This is a genomic window from Streptomyces sp. NPDC056144 (genome assembly GCF_042264145.1).
In the GTDB taxonomy this organism is placed as follows: Bacteria; Actinomycetota; Actinomycetes; order Streptomycetales; family Streptomycetaceae; genus Streptomyces.
The window spans coordinates 35,162-53,484 of record NZ_JBHJVF010000010.1 but is presented as its reverse complement, the minus strand read 5'-3'; the positions used below and the strand labels follow the sequence as shown (position 1 = coordinate 53,484).

At 72.5% G+C, this 18,323-nt stretch carries 17 protein-coding genes and 1 pseudogene; 6 read left to right on the top strand and 12 right to left on the bottom strand.

Annotated features, from left to right (window positions below):
• Positions 1 to 32: 32 nt before the first annotated feature.
• Positions 33 to 530, bottom strand: coding sequence for a transcription elongation factor GreA (greA, locus tag ACFC0Z_RS26400; RefSeq protein ID WP_376442656.1), 498 nt, complete (start codon positions 528 to 530; stop codon positions 33 to 35).
• Positions 531 to 719: 189 nt separating this feature from the next.
• Positions 720 to 1,121, bottom strand: coding sequence for a DUF4307 domain-containing protein (locus ACFC0Z_RS26395; RefSeq protein ID WP_376442653.1), 402 nt, complete (start codon positions 1,119 to 1,121; stop codon positions 720 to 722).
• Positions 1,122 to 1,219: 98 nt separating this feature from the next.
• On the opposite strand from ACFC0Z_RS26395, the gene mca reads away from it, so the two are divergent.
• From mca to ACFC0Z_RS26380, 3 genes are all read left to right on the top strand, one after another.
• Positions 1,220 to 2,101 (top strand): mycothiol conjugate amidase Mca, encoded by an 882-nt coding sequence (mca, locus tag ACFC0Z_RS26390; RefSeq protein ID WP_376442651.1) that lies wholly within the window; start codon positions 1,220 to 1,222, stop codon positions 2,099 to 2,101.
• Between the two features lies 1 nt (position 2,102).
• On the top strand, positions 2,103 to 2,330 hold the full coding sequence (locus ACFC0Z_RS26385; protein WP_376442649.1) for a hypothetical protein: 228 nt from the start codon (positions 2,103 to 2,105) through the stop codon (positions 2,328 to 2,330).
• Positions 2,331 to 2,396: 66 nt separating this feature from the next.
• A complete protein-coding gene (locus tag ACFC0Z_RS26380; protein WP_376442646.1) occupies positions 2,397 to 4,427 on the top strand; it encodes a thioredoxin domain-containing protein in 2,031 nt (676 codons plus the stop codon).
• Positions 4,428 to 4,495: 68 nt separating this feature from the next.
• Here the strand turns inward: ACFC0Z_RS26380 and ACFC0Z_RS26375 are convergent, their stop codons facing one another.
• The 3 genes from ACFC0Z_RS26375 to ACFC0Z_RS26365 all read right to left on the bottom strand — a co-directional run bounded on the left by ACFC0Z_RS26375 (position 4,496) and on the right by ACFC0Z_RS26365 (position 6,876).
• Positions 4,496 to 4,903 (bottom strand): rodlin, encoded by a 408-nt coding sequence (locus ACFC0Z_RS26375; protein WP_376442643.1) that lies wholly within the window; start codon positions 4,901 to 4,903, stop codon positions 4,496 to 4,498.
• Positions 4,904 to 4,998: 95 nt separating this feature from the next.
• Entirely contained in the window at positions 4,999 to 6,048 is a 1,050-nt protein-coding gene (locus ACFC0Z_RS26370; RefSeq protein ID WP_376442640.1) for an LCP family protein, read from the bottom strand.
• Positions 6,049 to 6,465: 417 nt separating this feature from the next.
• Positions 6,466 to 6,876, bottom strand: coding sequence for a rodlin (locus ACFC0Z_RS26365; RefSeq protein ID WP_376442638.1), 411 nt, complete (start codon positions 6,874 to 6,876; stop codon positions 6,466 to 6,468).
• Positions 6,877 to 7,094: 218 nt separating this feature from the next.
• On the opposite strand from ACFC0Z_RS26365, the gene ACFC0Z_RS26360 reads away from it, so the two are divergent.
• Complete coding sequence (locus ACFC0Z_RS26360) at positions 7,095 to 7,505, top strand: rodlin (protein WP_376442635.1); 411 nt, start codon at positions 7,095 to 7,097, stop codon at positions 7,503 to 7,505.
• A gap of 187 nt (positions 7,506 to 7,692) precedes the next feature.
• Positions 7,693 to 7,926, top strand: a complete 234-nt coding sequence (locus tag ACFC0Z_RS26355; RefSeq protein WP_376442633.1) for a chaplin — start codon at positions 7,693 to 7,695, stop codon at positions 7,924 to 7,926.
• Positions 7,927 to 8,011: 85 nt separating this feature from the next.
• Here ACFC0Z_RS26355 and ACFC0Z_RS26350 read toward each other — a convergent pair whose 3' ends face one another.
• Together ACFC0Z_RS26350 and ACFC0Z_RS26345 are read right to left on the bottom strand one after the other, a co-directional pair.
• Positions 8,012 to 9,271, bottom strand: coding sequence for an FAD-dependent oxidoreductase (locus tag ACFC0Z_RS26350; protein WP_376443125.1), 1,260 nt, complete (start codon positions 9,269 to 9,271; stop codon positions 8,012 to 8,014).
• Between the two features lie 74 nt (positions 9,272 to 9,345).
• The gene (locus tag ACFC0Z_RS26345; RefSeq protein ID WP_376442630.1) at positions 9,346 to 10,662 is read right to left on the bottom strand and encodes an ATP-grasp domain-containing protein; all 1,317 of its coding nucleotides are present in this window, start codon (positions 10,660 to 10,662) and stop codon (positions 9,346 to 9,348) included.
• A gap of 158 nt (positions 10,663 to 10,820) precedes the next feature.
• On the opposite strand from ACFC0Z_RS26345, the pseudogene ACFC0Z_RS26340 reads away from it, so the two are divergent.
• Positions 10,821 to 11,841 (top strand): annotated as a pseudogene (locus ACFC0Z_RS26340) (glycoside hydrolase family 26 protein); the annotation flags it as partial.
• A gap of 677 nt (positions 11,842 to 12,518) precedes the next feature.
• Here the strand turns inward: ACFC0Z_RS26340 and ACFC0Z_RS26335 are convergent.
• From ACFC0Z_RS26335 to ACFC0Z_RS26315, 5 genes are read right to left on the bottom strand one after another with little or no spacing between them, the layout of a single operon-like run.
• A complete protein-coding gene (locus ACFC0Z_RS26335) occupies positions 12,519 to 13,688 on the bottom strand; it encodes a GNAT family N-acetyltransferase (RefSeq protein WP_376442628.1) in 1,170 nt (389 codons plus the stop codon).
• Positions 13,685 to 14,392 carry a lipopolysaccharide biosynthesis protein gene (locus ACFC0Z_RS26330; protein WP_376442625.1) on the bottom strand — a complete coding sequence of 236 codons (708 nt, stop codon included), beginning with the start codon at positions 14,390 to 14,392 and terminating at the stop codon, positions 13,685 to 13,687. The genes ACFC0Z_RS26335 and ACFC0Z_RS26330 overlap by 4 nt, the downstream gene beginning before the upstream one ends.
• Positions 14,393 to 14,405: 13 nt before the next feature.
• Entirely contained in the window at positions 14,406 to 15,539 is a 1,134-nt protein-coding gene (locus ACFC0Z_RS26325) for a glycosyltransferase (protein WP_376442623.1), read from the bottom strand.
• The gene (locus ACFC0Z_RS26320; RefSeq protein WP_376442620.1) at positions 15,536 to 16,348 is read right to left on the bottom strand and encodes a polysaccharide deacetylase family protein; all 813 of its coding nucleotides are present in this window, start codon (positions 16,346 to 16,348) and stop codon (positions 15,536 to 15,538) included. The genes ACFC0Z_RS26325 and ACFC0Z_RS26320 overlap by 4 nt, the downstream gene beginning before the upstream one ends.
• A complete protein-coding gene (locus tag ACFC0Z_RS26315; protein ID WP_376443123.1) occupies positions 16,236 to 18,077 on the bottom strand; it encodes a lipid II flippase MurJ in 1,842 nt (613 codons plus the stop codon). The genes ACFC0Z_RS26320 and ACFC0Z_RS26315 overlap by 113 nt, the downstream gene beginning before the upstream one ends.
• Positions 18,078 to 18,323: the final 246 nt, after the last annotated feature.

Sequence of the window (18,323 nt, the reverse complement as noted above, 5' to 3'; positions counted from 1 at the left end):
ATCCGGCCCTTCGTGTGCGCGCGGGGATCGACTCAGCCGGTGTACGGCTTGGCGCTGAGGATCTTCACGGAGGCCTTCTTGCCGTTCGGCAGCTCGTACTCCGCGTCGTCACCGGCCTTCTTGCCGTTGACGCCGACGCCGAGCGGCGACTGCGGCGAGTACGTCTCGATGTCGTCGCTCGCGTACTCGCGGGAGGCGAGCAGGAAGGTCATCGTGTCGTTCTCGTCGCCGTCGAAGGCGATGGTGACGACCATGCCGGGCTCCACGACGCCGTCGTCGGCCGGCGCCTCGCCGACCTTGGCGTGCTGGAGCAGCTGGGTGAGCTGGCGGACGCGGAGCTCCTGCTTGCCCTGCTCCTCCTTGGCCGCGTGGTACCCGCCGTTCTCGCGCAGGTCGCCCTCTTCGCGCGCGGCGGCGATCTTCGTCGCGATCTCGGTACGCGCGGGACCAGACAGGTACTCAAGCTCGTCCTTGAGCTTGTTGTACGCCTCCTGGGTGAGCCAGGTGACGTTGTCGCTGGTCTGGGTCACAGGTGCTCCTCGTAGGTACTGGGAATACAAAGCATCGCCCTACACGGACAGCGGGTGCTCTCCGGGTGGGCGAAACCACGAGCCTAACAATGAGTGGCGGAAAGCGGGAGGACATAAACCATCAAGATGGCGTCTCCCCAGGTCACACCGGTGACCCGCCAGGACTCGTCACCGGCTCCCTACCCACCGCTACGAGGCCGTACACCCCACGAGCTCGGCGCTCGTCGCACGGGCGGTGGTCCGCAGCGAGAAGACGCTGTCGACACGGGCGGCGGGATCGTCGATCCGCACATCCTTGCGAGCGACCTCGGTGCCGTCCTCGGCGCGCGAGCGGAGCGTGCAGACGCCCTTGAGCCCCTCGTCCTTGCGGATCTCCAGGTGCACCTGCACCTCACTGGCGCTCACCACGTCGAACTTGATCATCTCGGCGCTGATCTTGTTGTCGACCACGTAGTACCAGCCGAACCAGCCCATGAGGCACAGCCCCACGACCCCCAGAACGGCTCCGACGATCCGGAGCTTGCGGTCGGCCCGCTCGTCCGCGGAGCGTCCGTAACGCCCCTCGGGCAGCTGCTCGCGCACCGCGTCCATGGTGGTTCCTCTCGAAGCCGGGGGTGGCGGAATTTTCCCTCCCCCGATTCCGTCACTATAGAGACCACCCTCCGCGTCGAATCACTGAGGATCGAGTCTTGACTGACCAGCTGCGACTGATGGCCGTGCACGCCCACCCCGACGACGAGTCGAGCAAGGGTGCGGCCACGATGGCCAAGTACGTGTCCGAGGGGGTGGACGTCATGGTGGTGACGTGCACGGGCGGCGAGCGTGGCTCGGTCCTCAACCCCCGGCTTCAGGGTGACCCCTACATCGAGGCGAACATCCACGAGGTGCGCCGCAAGGAGATGGACGAGGCCCGCGAGATCCTCGGCGTCTCCCAGGAATGGCTGGGCTTCGTCGACTCGGGCCTGCCCGAGGGCGACCCGCTGCCCCCGCTCCCGGAGGGCTGCTTCGCCCTGGAGGACGTGGACACGGCGGCCGGTGCCCTGGTCCGCAAGATCCGCTCCTTCCGTCCGCAGGTCATCACGACCTACGACGAGAACGGCGGCTACCCGCACCCCGACCACATCATGACCCACAAGATCACGATGGTGGCCTTCGAGGGCGCGACCGACGCCGAGAAGTACCCCGAGGCCGAGTTCGGCCCGGTCTGGGAGCCCCAGAAGCTCTACTACAACCAGGGCTTCAACCGCCCCCGCACGGTCGCCCTCCACGAGGCGCTCATCGCCCGCGGCATGGAGTCCCCCTACGGCGAGTGGCTGGAGCGCTGGAAGGAGTTCCAGCGCAAGGAGCGGACGCTGACCACCTACGTCCCCTGCGGCGACTTCTTCGAGATCCGCGACAAGGCCCTGATCGCGCACGCCACGCAGATCGACCCCGACGGCGGCTGGTTCCGGGTCCCGCTGGACATCCAGAGGGAGATCTGGCCGACGGAGGAGTACGAGCTCAGCAAGTCCCTCGTCGCCACCTCCCTCCCCGAGGAAGATCTCTTCGCGGGCATCCGCGAGAATGCATGACATGAGCGCACACCTGGCACTGACCCAGCTTGTCCCCTTCGCCGCCGAAGAGCTGGACAAGAACAAGGTGACCCCCGGCGTCCTCGGCTTCGTCGTCTTCGCGGTCCTGGCCCTCGCGGTCTGGTTCCTGATGAAGTCGATGAACCGCCACATGGGCAGGGTCTCCTTCGAGGAGGCCCCCGACCCGGCGGCGACGGACTCCCCGGTCACCTCCTCCTCCACCAAGTAGCCGGGACCACACCCGCGACGGCCCGTACCCACCCGGTCACGGGCCGTCTGCGGCAGGATGGTCCCCATGGCGAACCGACTGGCCCACGAGACCTCCCCGTACCTCCTGCAGCACGCCGACAACCCGGTCGACTGGTGGCCCTGGTCCGCCGAGGCCTTCGAGGAGGCCAGGCGCCGCGACGTCCCCGTCCTGCTGAGCGTCGGCTATTCGAGCTGCCACTGGTGTCACGTGATGGCCCACGAGTCCTTCGAGGACGAGGCCGTCGCCGCCCTGGTCAACGAGCACTTCGTCGCCGTCAAGGTCGACCGCGAGGAGCGGCCCGACGTCGACGCGGTCTACATGGAGGCCGTGCAGGCGGCGACCGGGCAGGGCGGCTGGCCCATGACCGTCTTCCTCACCCCGGACGCCGCCCCCTTCTACTTCGGCACGTACTTCCCGCCGGAGCCCCGCCACGGCATGCCCTCCTTCCCCGACGTCCTCGAAGGCGTCCGGGACGCCTGGGCCGGGCGGCGTGAGGAGGTCGCCGAGGTGGCCGAGCGGATCGTGAAGGACCTCGCCGGGCGCTCCCTCGCGTACGGCGGCGACGGCACGCCCGGTGAGGAGGAGCTCGCGCAGGCGCTCCTCGGGCTCGTCCGGGAGTACGACGCCACCCGCGGCGGCTTCGGCGGGGCGCCCAAGTTCCCGCCGTCGATGGTCCTGGAGTTCCTGCTCCGCCACCACGCCCGTACGGGAGCCGAGGGCGCCCTCCAGATGGCCGCCGACACCTGCGAGGCCATGGCCCGCGGCGGCATCTACGACCAGCTCGGCGGCGGCTTCGCCCGCTACGCCGTCGACCGGGAGTGGGTCGTGCCCCACTTCGAGAAGATGCTCTACGACAACGCCCTGCTGTGCCGGGTGTACGCGCACCTCTGGCGGGCCACCGGCAGCGACCTCGCCCGCCGGGTCGCCCTGGAGACCGCCGACTTCATGGTCCGCGAACTGCGCACCCCCGAGGGCGGCTTCGCGTCCGCGCTCGACGCGGACAGTGACGACGGCACGGGCAAGCACGTCGAGGGCGCCTACTACGCCTGGACGCCCGAGCAGCTGACGGCCGTCCTCGGCCCCGAGGACGCCGCCCTCGCCGCCGCCCACTACGGCGTCACCGAGGACGGCACCTTCGAGCACGGCAGTTCCGTTCTCCAGCTCCCGCAGAGCGGCGGCGTGGCCGACGCCGAGCGGATCGCCTCGATCGCCGCCCGCCTCCTCGCCGCCCGCGAGGAGCGCGAGCGCCCCGGCCGCGACGACAAGGTCGTCGCCGCCTGGAACGGCCTGGCCATCGCCGCCCTCGCCGAGACCGGAGCGCTCCTCGACCGCCCCGACCTCGTCGAGCGCGCCACCGAGGCCGCCGACCTGCTCGTCCGGGTGCACATGGACGAGACCGCCCGCCTGTCCCGTACGTCCAAGGACGGCCGGGCCGGCACCAACGCGGGGGTCCTGGAGGACTACGCCGACGTCGCCGAGGGCTTCCTCGCCCTCGCCGCCGTCACCGGCGAGGGCGCCTGGCTCGAGTTCGCCGGCTTCCTCCTGGACATCGTCCTCGACCGCTTCACGGCCGAGGGCGGGGCGCTGTACGACACGGCCCACGACGCCGAGACCCTCATCCGGCGCCCGCAGGACCCCACGGACAACGCCACCCCCTCCGGCTGGACCGCCGCCGCCGGAGCACTGCTCTCGTACGCGGCCCACACCGGCTCCGAGGCCCACCGCACCGCCGCCGAGGGTGCCCTCGGCGTGGTCAAGGCCCTCGGCCCCCGCGCCCCCCGCTTCATCGGCTGGGGCCTCGCGGTCGCCGAGGCCCTCCTCGACGGCCCCCGCGAGGTCGCCGTCGTCGGTTCACCCGACGACGAGGCCTTCCGCGAGCTGCGCCGTACGGCCCTGGGGGCCACCGCCCCCGGCGCCGTCCTCGCCTGGGGCGCTCCCGGCGGCGGGGAGTTCCCGCTCCTCGCGGACCGGCCGCTCGTCGCGGGCGGGGCCGCCGCGTACGTCTGCCGTCACTTCGTGTGCGAGGCCCCGGTCACCGAGCCGGCGGCCCTGGCCGGGAAGCTCGGCACGGTCTAGAACGGGTACGGCCCCGCCGCCCCTCGTCGGAGGGATGGCGGGGCCGCACCGTAGCCGAGCGGCGTTGCTCAGCTGTTGCCGGCGCCGTTGCCGGACAGCACGGGGATGTCGCTGAGGATGTGCGACAGCGGCTCGTCACCCTTGGCCTGGGTGGAGTTCTCGGTGCACTGCTGGTTCTGCGGGGAGGACAGGACGTTGATGTCCTGGACCGTGATCGGGATGAGGCCGATCAGCGAACCGGCGTTGACCTTGGCCGGGAGGCCGACACACGGCTTGTTCAGGGAGCCCTGGACGAGCGCGAACTGCGGGCTCATGTCGCCGTGGGTGGCGGAGTTGCCGAACTCCTGGTGGGCGCCGTTGCCGCTGAACGAGGTGGTGCCACCGTCGTCGGCGATCGCGAGCGCCTGCCCGGCACCCGCCGCCGTCGCGCCGAGGACCGACGCAGCCACAGCAGCCGTAGCCAACAGCTTCTTCATGAGATAAGGCCTTTCGGATACTGGCCCGCTGAGTGCCGAGCCGCACTGATCAACTGGTCAACGGTGCGGAAGTTCCGGGAAGTCCACCGGACGGCCTACGGGCAGATGAGCGAAGAACCCTTCGCCGGCTTGTACGCGCCCACGGCGATGGTGCTGGGCGCGACCTCGGAGGCCCTGGGCAGCGGCCGGTCCTCGCGCAGCCGCAGGAAGACCTCGGCGGCCCCCTCCTCGTCCCAGGCGAGGGTGGAGCCGACCCCCGCGATGGTCGGGTTGAAGCCCACGACGGGAACGGTCGCGAACTCCATCCGCTCCGGCGGCAGCTCCCGCAGCCGGTCGGCGAGTTCGAGGAGCTCCTCCGGCGAGATCCCGCGCTCGGCCTCCGCCGTCCCGCGCAGGCTCGCGGCGAACGCCACCAGCCACTCGGGGTCGTCGAAGGGGCCGTCGTGGAGGCGCTGGAGGGTGTTCATGACGAACTTCTGCTGCTTCTGGATCCGGCCGAAGTCCATCTGCCCGTCCGCCTTCCGCGAGCGGACGTACTGGAGCCCCTCGCCGCCCCCGACCCGCCTGGTGGCCCCCGCCGCCAGGTCGAGCCCGGTGGACGGGTCCTTGAGCGGGACCTCCGTGCAGATGGGCACCCCGTCCTCGACGCGGTCGACGGTGTCCATGAACCGCCGGAAGTCGATCTCCAGGTAGCGGTCGACGGACAGTCCGGTCATCGTCTCGACGGTCTCCACCGCGTACGAAGAACCGCCCTCCGCCCAGGCGCTGTTGATCTTCGCGGGGTGCGGGGCGTGCAGCTTCCCGGTCCGCCGGTCGCGGTGCTCGGCGGGGAACTCGGTGAGCGAGTCGCGGGGCAGGGCCACGACGTCGACGCGGTCGTTCGCCGCCGAGACGTGGACGAGCATCATCACGTCCGTGCAGTCGCACGCCTGCCCGCCGAGCCGGAAACGTTCCTTCTCCTCCTCGGTGACGCCCTTCCGGGTGTCGAGCCCGACCAGGAGGATGTTCAGTCCCTTCTCCGGTGCGGGGAGTTCGGCCGGGGCGGCGGCGAGGGCGCCGGGCACGAGGGCGGTGAGCGCGGCGAGCGCCGCCGGCGCGAGCAGCAGTCGCCGGGGCCGCTTCAGCTTCAGGCGCGGGGCATTCATGGCCGCACGCTAATTCCGCTCCTCCGGCGCGAAGCCGCACGACGCGACATGGGCGGAACGAATCACTCTCCTGCGGCGCCTGTGTAATGATGCGTGAATCGCAGCGGAAGGAGCCGAGATGACGCCGGATCCCGGAAAATGGGAGCGGATGGCCTTCATTCCGAAGAGCCGATACGTAAGCGATCCCACCCCCGTCGACCGCACGCCGTTCCCCGTCTATTCCTCGTTGGTGACCCAGTGGGTGCAGGCGGGCCGCACGGTCCCGGGAATGCCCGACCGCGAGTGGGAACGCCTGATGTCCACTCCCGTCTGGCCGTACAGATAACGGAACCGCACGGACAACGGAACGGCGCAGACAACGGAAAGGGGCCGCCTGGCAGGCGGCCCCTTTCATGCTTCCCGGAGGGAAGGGGAACGTCAGTTGTTGCCGACGCCGTTGCCCGACAGAACCGGGATGTCGTCCAGGATGTGCGACAGCGGCTCGTCACCCTTGGCCTGGGTGGAGTTCTCGACGCACTGCTGGTTCTGCGGGGAGGACAGGACGTTGACGTCCTGGACCGTGATCGGGATGAGGCCGATCAGCGAACCGGCGTTGAGCTTGGCCGGCAGGCCGACGCACGGCTTGTTCAGCGAGCCCTGGACCAGCGCGAACTGCGGGCTCATGTTGCCGTACGTGTAGGAGTTGCCGTACTCCTGGTGAGCGTGGTTGCCGCTCTTGGAGGTGGTGCCGCCGTCGTTGGCGATGGCGAGCGCCGGGGTCGCCGCCGCGGCGGAGACGCCGACGATGGAGGCGGCTGCGGCCGCGGTGGCCATGACCTTCTTGATCACGGGAGTTCCCTTCTAGAACCGGCTCCGTGCAGGGAGCTCCCTGATCAACTGCCCCCGGACCTCGGGGTTCCGCCCTGTCACTCCCTTGGCCGAGCGTGCGCGGCAGCGCGAAACGGGCCTCCAGTCGAACGAGTGAAGCGCCGGAACCAAACCCCTGCCACGCAGTTGATCCCGTCGCATCAATCAGGTCGATTGGTGGGAACAGGAACGGAATCACCGTGATCAAGAAGATTATGGCGGCCGCTGCCGTCACGGCCTCTGTTGTCGGCGCTTCCGCCGCCGCGGCCTCTCCGGCGCTCGCCATCGCCGACGACGGCGGCACCACCTCGTTCAGCGGCAACCACGCGTCCCAGTCCTTCGGCAACTCGAAGACCAAGGGTCACATGAGCCCGCAGTTCTCGGCCGTCCAGGGCTCCCTGAACAAGCTCTGCCTCGGTGTTCCCGTCAAGGGCAACCTCGGTTCGCTGATCGGCGCCATCCCGATCACCGCCCAGGACATCAACGTCCTGTCCTCCCCGCAGAACCAGCAGTGCGCGGAGAACTCCACCCAGGCCAAGGGTGACGGTCCGCTGTCGCACATCGTGGAGGACATCCCGGTCCTCTCCGGGAACGGCGCCTTCAACAGCTGAACCGCCGCACTCGCACCAGGGCCGGAGGAATTCCCTTCCTCCGGCCCTGTGTTGTGAGCATTCGCGTGGTGAGCATTCGGGTGAATGGTGATCCCTCGCGGAATTCCCGGTTTCTTTTCCGTGGCGTGTTCGTTGTGCTGGTGTGCAGCGGAGGACGATCTTCCGCCGAGGAAAGGATCCAGGCAAAATGAACTGTAAGAAGGTCGCGGCCGTCGTCGCCGGAATCGTCATGGCCATGGGTGCGGCCTCGCCCGCCTTCGCGGACGCGGACGCGCACGGCGCGGCCATCGGTTCGCCGGGCGTCCTGTCGGGCAACGTCGTCCAGGTCCCGATCCACATCCCGGTCAACGTCTGCGGCAACAGCATCAACGTCATCGGTGCGCTGAACCCCGCCTTCGGCAACACCTGCATCAACGCCTGACACCCGCCGCGCCCGCGTCCACCGGGCGCGCAGGTGACAGGGGGCCGGTCCCGGAGGGTGGACGCTCTCCGGGACCGGCCCTTCGTCATGCCCGGACGGCCGCCGCCCGCTCGCCCGACCGCGGCCGCCCCACGGCCCCGCCCCGCGCACCCGCGCGCAGCCGCTGCCGTACGCCCTTCACCAGCCTGCCCGCCGTGTACTCGGCGCCGAACACGAACCGCATCGACGGCCCGTACGAAGGCGCCGTGAGCAGCCCGGCGAGGAAGAGGCCCGGCCACGAGGACTCGAAGAGGCCGCCGACCTCCGGCGCGCCGACCGTGCCGACCGTCCGCAGCGCCCCGCGCAGCACCGGGTCGAGCACCTCGGCCCGCTCCAGGCTCGGCGTGAAGCCGGTGGCCGCCACGACGTGGTCCGTCTCCAGGACCGAAGGCCCCTCGGGGCCCGTCACCTCCAGGCGCAGCCGCTCGTCCCCGGTCACCGTCGCGTGGGTGATCCGCTGCCCGAGCCGTACGTCCCCGACCGCCGCGAACCGCTCCCGCAGCCACCAGGCGCCCGCCGGGCCGAGCGCCGAGTCGAAGATCCGCTCGCGGGTCGTGGCCGGCAGCCGCCGGAAGATGCCCGGCGTGTCCGCGTACAGCTTGTTGTGCCAGCCGCAGCCGAGACCCGTGTGCGGGGCGCGCACCGACGGCCACAGGCCCCGGTCGAGCGCCGGGGGAAGGGTGTTCCAGTTCAGCCGGTCCGCGCGGGCGACGATCCGTACGGTCGCGGCGCCCCGCTCGACGAGGAGCGCGGCCGTCTCCAGGGCGGCCTGCCCGGCGCCGACGACGGTCACGTCCTGCCCGGCGAAGCGGTCGAGTTCGCCGTGGTGGCTGGAGTGCGTCACGTACCGGCGGGGCAGACCCCGCAGCGGGCCCGGGATCTCCATGAACGGCAGGACGCCGACCGCGAGCGCCACCGTCCGCGCCCGCAGTGTCTCCCCGTCCTCCGTCCGCAGCTCGAAGCCCTCGGCGGCGGGCGCGACCGAGGCGATCAGCCGCGAGTCGAGGCCGGGGACGGTCTGCCGGGCGAACCAGTCGCCGTACGCGGCGAAGAAGTCGACCGGCAGGGGGACGCCGTGCTCGGCGCGCACGCCCCGCGTCTCCGCGTACGCGTCGAGTCCGTACGCCCCCCGGGGGTCGGAGAGGTGGGAGGCCCACGGCTCCGACTTCAGGAACATGCCCGAGGGCATCGCGTGCCAGGACTCCATCGAGCGGCCGAAGGTCCGCAGGTCAAGGCCGTGGGCCGCCGCGTGTGCGGCTACGGACAGACCGTAGGGACCGGCCCCGACGACCACCAGGTCGTCCATGGACTTCGACTTCGCCATCGTGCCTTCCGCCTTCTTCGTGTACTGCGCTGTCATCGGTGCTGTCACCGGTGCTGTCATCGGTGGGGGAGCTGGTCGGAGGAGCCGCGGGCCGGGGCCGGCAGCGTCGCGGGGTGCCGCGCACGGCCGGGTCCGAGCCGCCGGGCGAGCGCGCCGGTGGCCTTCCGCAGGAGGTGCGCGAGCCAGGCGCGGCCCATCGCGAGCGCCGGCGCCGGGTCGTCGGCCGCGAACCAGGCCCGCTCGGTGCGCCGCCGCCCGGGCGCGTCGGACGCGGCCGCGTACCGGCGGCGCGGGGAGGCGAGGAGCGAGAGCGCCGCGTAGTTCTCGACGACGAACCGGCGGCCGTACGCGGGGGAGTGCGGCGGCACGGCGCGACCGGTCAGGTCCAGGTGCGCCGCCCGCACCACGTCCAGGCCCTCGGCGTCGGTGAAGAGCCGGAACTGCGCGCCGGGCCGGGGGTTGAAGTCGAGCAGGTGGTACGCGCCCGTCGACCGGTCGAGCCGGAAGTCCAGGTCGCACACGCCCCGGTAGCCGAGCGCGTCGAGCAGCTCGCGCGCCGCCCGGTCCACCGCGGGGTTCGCCGTCCAGCGCCCCACCGCGGTCAGCCCCGCCCCGTCGGGCCAGGACCGCTCCTTGCGCCCGGTCGCCCCCGTCACGCAGCGGCCCGCGGAGTCCACGTACCCGTGGAAGAACCAGTCGAGGTCCCGCCCCGCGGGCAGGAGTTCCTGGAGGAGCAGCCGGCTGCCGGCCTCCGGCGTCCGGTCGTACAGCTCCCGCGCCTCCGCGAGCGAGCGCACGATCGTCGTGGACCGCAGCCCCCGCCCGGCCGGCAGCAGCCACGGCCTGCTCCACTTCGCGATCACCGGCAGTCCGAGCGACCAGGCCATCGAGGCGGCCTCGTCGGCGTCGCCGGGCAGTTCGGTACGGGGATGGGGGAGGCCCAGGGACGCGCAGGTCGTGGCGAGCGCGGCCTTGTCCGCGACCCGCAGCAACTGCTCCTCGGTCTGCTCGGGCAGCAGGAAACGGGGCGCGAGCTCGGCGCGTCGCCGGGCGAGCGCGAGCGCGCTCACGTCGTCCAGCGGCATGACCAGTACGGAAGGTGACGAAATGTCAGGCGCTGTCATCTCCTCGGCGATCCGCGTGAGCAGATCCGCGAGGTCGGTCGAGCGGTTCGTCGGCGGGCGGGTGTGCACCGCGTGGAGATAGCGCGAACGTGCGACCGGACTGGTGCTCGATTCGACCACGGCGTGCACCGGAATTCCGGCACGCCCGAGCGAACGCGCGGCCCCGAGCGTGCCGTGATGGAAGGGATTCCTGTCGAGCCGCACGAGCACGGTGGGGACGCTGGTGTCGAAACTCTGGCGGCGCGGCACGGTATGTCCTTCATCTCGGGTGCCCCAACTGGGCGATGAAATCCTCTAATGGACTACTGATCAGACCGAAGCCGAGTTCACGGTCGGCTCATTAGGAATACTTTCGGAGCATCGGATTGACAGATCATCAAAAGGCGTAAAGTCGCTAAGGAGTGGCCATGGCAGCTGCGTACCGGAGAACACCGAGAACCTGGCTGGGGGTGTTCACCGCCGCTCTCCTCGCCTCGGGGTCAGTCGTCCTGTCCTCCCCGGCCCACGCCACCGACTCCGTAACGACGCGGGACCCCGCACCGACTCTCTCCAGCGCCATGGGAGCCTTCCTCGACTCGGGCGCGCTCGGGGTCGCCCGCATCGAGCAGCTCCAGCGCTGGCTCGGCGGCCGGGAGCTCCGTGTCGGCCACACCTACCTGCCCGGCGACCTCTGGTCGAACATCGAGGGCCCGCCCGGCTTCCTCGACGCCTGGGCGAACTGGCGCAACGAGAAGACCGACCGGCTCTTCGTCCTCAACGTCCCCATGCTGGAGCGGAACGAGGCCGGCGTCTCCGACTACGAGGTCCGCCGCCAGCTCCAGCTCGGCGCCGCGGGCTACTACGACCACCACTTCACCAAGCTCGCCGAACGGCTCGTCGCGCTCCAGGCCACGGACACCGTCATCGTCCTCGGCTGGGAGATGAACGGGACGACGTACACCCACCGGTGCGCGCCGGACCCCACGGCCTGGAAGAAGTACTGGACGCGCATCGTCACGGCGATGCGCTCCGTCCCCGGCCAGAAGTTCCGCTTCGACTTCAACCCGAGCCGCGGGCGCGACGCCGTGCCGTGGACCGAGTGCTACCCCGGTGACGACGTCGTCGACATCATCGGCATGGACTCGTACGACCAGCCGCCGGGAATGAGTTTCGACCAGCACATCAGCGAGCCCTACGGGCTCCAGAAGCAGGTCGATTTCGCGGCCGAGCACGGAAAGCAGATCTCCTATCCGGAATGGGGGCTCTTCCGTAACGGCGACAACCCCGTCTACATGCGGCGCATGCTGGAGTGGATGAAGCAGCACAAGCCGCTGTACCACACGATCACCGACTACTGTCCGCACGGTGTCTGGCAGTGCGACGACAATCCGAAGTCGTCGCGGGTGTTCAGGGAGATGCTGTTCGGGGTGGAGCCGGAAGTCCCGGAGATCCCCGAAGTCCCGGAGATTCCCGAGGTGCCCGAGATTCCCGAGGTGCCGGAGGTCCCGGAGATCCCCGAAGTCCCGGAGATTCCCGAGGTCCCCGAAGTTCCCGAGGTCCCGGAGATCCCCGAGGTGCCGGGAATCCCGGTCGACCCGACGGTCCCGGTGCCGAAGCCGGAACCGAAGCCCGAGCCCAAGCCGGAACCCAAGCCCGAGCCCAAGCCGGAACCGAAGCCGGAACCGAAGCCCGAGCCGAAGCCGGAACCGAAGCCGGAACCGAAGCCGGAACCGAAGCCGGAACCGAAGCCCGAGCCCAAGCCGGAACCCAAGCCCGAGCCCAAGCCGGAACCGAAGCCGGAACCCAAGCCCGAGCCGAAGCCGGAACCGAAGCCGGAACCGAAGCCGGAACCCAAGCCCGAGCCGAAGCCGGAACCGAAGCCGGAACCGAAGCCGGAACCCAAGCCCGAGCCCGCCAAGCCCGACTGCTGGAACCTGAACCTCGGTTCGTGGGTCGAGAGTTGGATCGGCGGTCCGGTCTGTGTCCCGAAGGGAACCTGGAAGGACGCGGTGAAGGAGGACGTGAAGGACGAGGCCGGTCTCGATCTCGGCCTCGACCTGGACCTCGACTGGAAGAACACCCTGGAGGGCGTCTGGCCCTTCTGACCCCCCGGGCGGCGGCGGAGGTCATCCGCCGCCGCCCCCGGGCGTCCGTCCGGGCAGCCGGGCGAGCGCACGCCCCACCCAGGGACGTTCGCGCGCCTGGGCGGCCGCCCACCGGCGGCCGTCGGCGGCGCCCGCGCGGAGCCAGAGCAGCGGGGCCGTACCGCGCGCGGCCAGCATCAGCCGCTGGTTGCGGACGGTCTCGGGCCGCCAGTGCTGCTTGTACGACTCCGTGCCCCGCAGCATGCTCAGGGTGGCCCGCCCTCCGGCGCTGGTCTCCCGGGCCCCGTGGCGCAGGAGCATCGTGGCCACGTCGACCTTGCGGGCGCGGAGGGCCGGATCGGCGCCGTACAGGTACCCGCCGGCGAGCCGGGGGGACATCAGGGTCAGGTCGGCGGCGACCACGTCCCCGGCGAGCCGGAACTCGGTGACCATCGCGTCCCCGCGCTCCACCATGGGCCGTACGGCCCGCGTGAGGTGCTGCGCGAACCGGCTGCTCGTGTGCTCGGCGGTCACGCCCCGGCCCCGCCACTGGAGCTGGTGGAGCCGGAGGAGGCGGTCCAGGGCGGCCGGGACCTCGTCGCCGGTGACGATCCGCGAGTCGATCCCGAGCGCGTCCATCTTGCGGAGCTTGGCGCGGACCCGCTGGGCCTTCCCCGAGGGGATCCGTTCGAGCAGCCCCTCCATGGGGACCGCCGGCAGCTCCAGGCAGAGTGAGTCGGGCAGGCGGCGGCGCGGGCCGCGCCACTGGGCGAAGACCCGTTCGGTCGCCGCCCCCGGCCGTACCTCCCGCAGGTCGATCACCGCGCCCTGCGCGGCCTGGGCGAGCGCGTGGGCCAGGGCGGGGGCCGCCTCGGGGCACTCGTCGTCGAGGAGGACGTCGGTGAAGTCGGTGATGGCGCCGCCGAGCTGGGTGAGGACGGGCAGCGGTCCGCCCGCCCGCATCAGGGGCGCGGCGGCGACCAGCGCGCCGCCGTCGTCCCGTACGAGCACCACCCGCAGCGCGCCGTCCCGGCCGTACGAGAGCCACCAGGAGTGCAGCCAGGAGTGGGACTGGAAGGGGGTCGCCGAGGAGCAGCGCCCGTACAGCTCCGTCCACTCGGCCGCCAGGCGTCCGAACCGCTCCTCGTCACGGCAGATCTCGGTCCGCAGGTGTCGCGCGCTGCGCAGGTTTCCGGGGTTTCTCGGGGTCACACCGCCTCCGGTTCCGGCTGGTGGGTGGCGGTGGCCGGGGCGGGCACGGCCGCGGAGGCACCCGCGCCGACGGTCGGGGTCTGCCGGGAGTGGCGCGCCTCGCCGCGCGCGGCGGCGGGCCGCTTCGGCCGGACGAGGAGGACGAGTCCGCCGAGCAGCCCGCCCGCACAGCCTCCGACGAGCGCGGAGAGCCCGGCGGACGGGGACACGGGGGCGACCGGCTTGGTGGCGCGGGAGAACTGGACGACCTTGACGCCCGTGCTCCCGGCGACGTGCGTGCTGTTGAGGACGAGCGCGCGGGCCACCCCGTCGGCCATCGAGACCGCCTTCGCGGGCGCCTCCGCCCGGGCGGTGATGGAGATCATCGGCGCGTCGGGCGAGGTCGCGGCCTGCACGCTCCTGCGGAGCGTGTCGGCGGTGACCCCCGCCCACACCTGGGCGTCGCCGGTCACCGCGATGTCGGTGGCGACCCGCCCGTACGCCTGGGCGAAGCCGAGCGCGGCCGCCGGGTCGGACTTTTCGGCCGGGACGACGATGACGTAGCTGATCGCCGCGTACTGCGGGGCCTTGAGCGCCCCGTACCCGCCGCCGAGGACCGCCCCGGCGAGGACGGCGGCGGGGATCACCGCCCAGCGGCCGGGGCGGCGGAGGCGGGCGAGCGGGAGGGAACGGGGTGGGGTGGGCTGCGTGGGACGGGTGCTCATGGGGCGGGCTCTCTCACTTCGCGGGGGAGGGGGTGCCGTGGACGGCCTGGTCGTAGAGGGACATCAGCTGATCCGCGCTGTGCGCGATGTCGTAGCGGCGGGCCGCCGCGGGCTGCGGGAGCCGGACGAGCCGGGCGTCCCTGATGCCGCGCAGCGCGGAGATCAGCTCGGGCACGGACTCGCCGATCCGGCGCGCGCCCGGGGCCGCGTCCGGCGTCAGGTCGTCGATCGCGGGGCAGGCCACGTACAGCACGGGGAGTCCCGCGGCGAGCGCCTCGACGACGGCGAGTCCGAAGGTCTCGTCGGGGGAGGTGGAGACGAAGACGTCCATGGCGGCGAGGAGTTCGGGCAGCGAGGGGCCGAGCGAGGCGACCGTCGGCGGGTCCTCGCAGGCCCCGGCGAGCAGCACCCGGTCGGCGGCCCCGCACTCCTCGGCGACCCGCAGCAGCGCGGCGCGCTGGTCGCCCTCGCCGACGAGGAGCAGCCGCGCCTCCGGGACGGAGGCGACGGCCCGGACGAGCCGGTCGAACCGCTTGCCGGGCGTGAGCCGCCCGACGCCCCCGACGACGTACGCGTCCTCGGGGATGCCGAGCACGCCCCGGGTGAGGCGGCGGGCGCGGGCGTCGAAGGCGAAGCGGTCGGTCTCGATGCCGTTCGGTACGACCCTGATACGGGCCGGGGGCACCCCCCAGTCCGCGAGCCGCCGGGCCACGCTGGGCGACACGGCGACGGTCGACGTGCCGAGCCGCTCGGACGCCAGGTAGAGGGCGCGGGTGCCGGCCGACAGCGGGCGGCCCTCGATCTGGGCCTCGCCGAGCGAGTGCTCGGTGGCGATGACCCGGCGGACCCCGGCGAGCCGGGCCGCGAGCCTGCCGTAGACGCAGGCCCGGTAGAGGTGGGTGTGGACGAGGTCGTACCCGCCCTGCCGGACGAGCCGGGTCAGGCGGGGGAGCGCGCCGAGGTCGCGGTTGCCGGTCATCCCGAGGTGGGTGACGGGGCTGCCGTCGGCCTGGATGCCGGCGGCGACCGCGCCGGGGTTGGTGAGGGTCACGACCTCGTGGCGGCCGGGCAGGTGCCGGAGCAGCAGCCGCAGCTGCTGCTCGGCGCCGCCGATGCCGAGACCGGTGATGACGTGCAGGACCTTCACGGCGCACCGACCACGACGGGTGCGTCCTGCGGCGGGAAGAGGTCCACGGGGTGGCGGCGGCGCAGCGGGTGCAGGACGCGCTTGGCGGTGAGCCGCCAGGAGGTGTCGTCCTCGCCGATGTGGACCCGGGGCAGGGCGTACGCGCCGGTCAGCGGGCCGGGGTTGATCGCGCTCGCGTACTGGTAGCCGGCCTTGCGCACGGCGTGGACGACGCGCCCGTCGACGTCCCCGTACGGGTAGCAGAAGCCGTCCACGGGGTCGCCGGTCAGCTCCTGGAGGAGCTCGCGGCTGCGCCGGGTCTCGGCCGCGAGCTCGGCGTCGTCGGCCTCGGTGAGCCTCACGTGGGTGAGGCCGTGGGAGCCGATCTCCATCCCGGCCTCGGCGATCCGCAGGATGCCGTCCTCGTCGAGGAGCCGCTTGCGCGGCCCCTCCGCGTCCCAGGCGTTCTCGCCGCCGAGCCGTCCCGGCAGGACGTACACGGTGGCGGTGAAGCCGTGGCGGCGGAGCAGCGGCAGCGCCGAGTCGAGGAAGTCGGCGTACCCGTCGTCGAAGGTGAGGCCGACGAGCCCCTTGGCGCGCCCGGCGGCGGTGGCGGCGAGCAGCTCCCGCACGGAGACCCCGCGCAGCCCCCGGTCGCCGAGCCAGTGCAGCTGCCGGGCGAAGCGGACCGGGGAGACGGTCACGCGGTACGGATCGTCAGCGGGGTCCGCGATCGGCGTGATCGAGTGGTACATCGCCACCCACAGGGGAGGCTTCACCCACAGGGGCGGCTTCGGCAGCAGACGGCGCAGCGCGGTGGGGGCGGGCATGGTCGGTCCTTCGGGAGGCGGTGCGGGGCAGGGGCGGAATCTCCGGCGCGTTGGCCGCGCAGGCGATGAAGAGCAGGAAGACGCCGATGACGACGAGGCCGGCGACGGCGACGGCGAGGACGGCGGAGTCGATCGCGACCGAGCAGAGCCACCCGGCGCCGGTGGCCCAGGCCCCGGCGGTGGCGAGCCGCAGGAGGCCCTCGCCGAGCCGGTCGACCCGGACGGGCACGGTCTGCCGGTGCGCGCCGCGCAGCAGCAGGACGGCGGTGCAGGTGATGCCGAGAGCGTTGGCGGCGGCGATGCCGACGGCGCCCCAGTGCTGGGCGCCGGGGATGCCGGCGAGGGTGGTCGTGGCGAGGCCGGCGCCCATGGCGGCGGCCGGGTACCAGAGGGGGCGGGCGGCGGAGAAGTAGCAGCGGACGAGGGCGCCGACCATGGTCTGGCCGAGGAGCCCGAGCGCGTACACCCGCATGACGGCGGCGGTGGCGACCGTGTCCGAACGGTCGAACTCGCCGCGCTGGAAGAGCAGTTCGACGATCTTGGGGGCGGCGGCGATCACCGTCGACGCGCCGACGAGGACGACCACGGCGGCGAGCAGCAGGTCCCGCTCGACCCGGCGGCGGGCCGCCTCTGTCTCGCCCGACGCGAGGAGCCGGGCGACGACGGGGAAGCTGACCGTGCACAGCATCAGGGAGAGGATCATCGGCATCTGCGCGACCTTCTGCGCGTAGTTCAGATGCGAGATCGCCCCCGCGGGCAGCGGCGAGGCGAGGAAACGCTCGATGAGGGTCTGCGACTGGCGGCAGAGCGAGAAGGCCACGACGGGCGCGATGAGCCCGAGGACGAGGATGCGGCCCTCGGCCCCGCCCGCTCCGTCGCCCGGCGCGAGGGCGGTCGGCTCGGCCTTCGGGACCGGCCGCGCGCCCAGCTCGCGGAGCAGCGAGGGGGCCTGGACGAGGACCATCAGGACCCCGCCGACCGCGACCCCGGCCGCCGCCGAGCGCACCCCCCACGGCTCGCGGAGCACGAGGACGGTGCCGATGATGCCGACGTTGTACGCCACGTAGATCGCGGCCGGCGGCAGGAAGCAGCCGTGCGCGCGGAGCGCCGCCGAGCAGTAGCCGACGAGCGCGAACGACAGCACGCAGGTCGCGGTGAGCCGCGTGCAGTCGACGGCGAGCGCCGGGTCCGGCAGGCCGGGGGCGAGGACGTCGACGAGCAGCGGCGCGCCGAGCACGAGGAGGGTGGCGAGGACGGCGACGGTGAGCGTGAGACGGGGGAGCGTGCCGCGCACGAGTGCCCGCACCGGATCCCCGAACAGCGCGCCCGAACGGCGGGCCAGGGCGCGCGAGAACGCCGGTACGAGGATGAGCGCGAGCGCGTCCTCGATGAGCAGGGTCGACGCGAACTCCGGCACCGTCCACGCCACCAGGAACGCGTCCGTCTCGGCACCCGCGCCGAAGTACCCGGCCAGGATCTGGTCCCGGACGAGTCCGAGCAGGGCCCCGAGGGCGGTGAGCACGGCGGTGACGGCGGCGGCCTTCGCGAGGAAGCCGCGGGCCTGGACGCGGTTCTCCGCGCGGTCGGGGGTACGGCCCTGGGCTCGGTCGGTCGTACGGCCCTGGGCGTGACCCGGCGTACGGCCCTGGGCGCGGGCCGGCCCGGCGGCGGTTTGGGCGGGGCCCCGCGCCGCGTCCGCGGCGGCCTCCCCGCGCGCCCGGGGCCGCATCCGCGCCCGTACCCGCGCCTTCGCGTGCGCCCGGCGCCGGGTCGTGCGGGCGGGTCCCGGCAGCGCGGCGGCCCCCGGGGCCCACGGGGAGTCCGTGGGCGCCGGAGGCGCGGTCGGCCAGGGGTCCGTCAGCGGGGCGCCGCACGGCGGCCGGGACGGCGGGCGGGGGGCGTGCGGCTCGGGGGCCCAGGTGGTGTCGGGGCTCCAGGGGGCCTCCGGGGTCCACATGACATCCGGGGCGCGTGT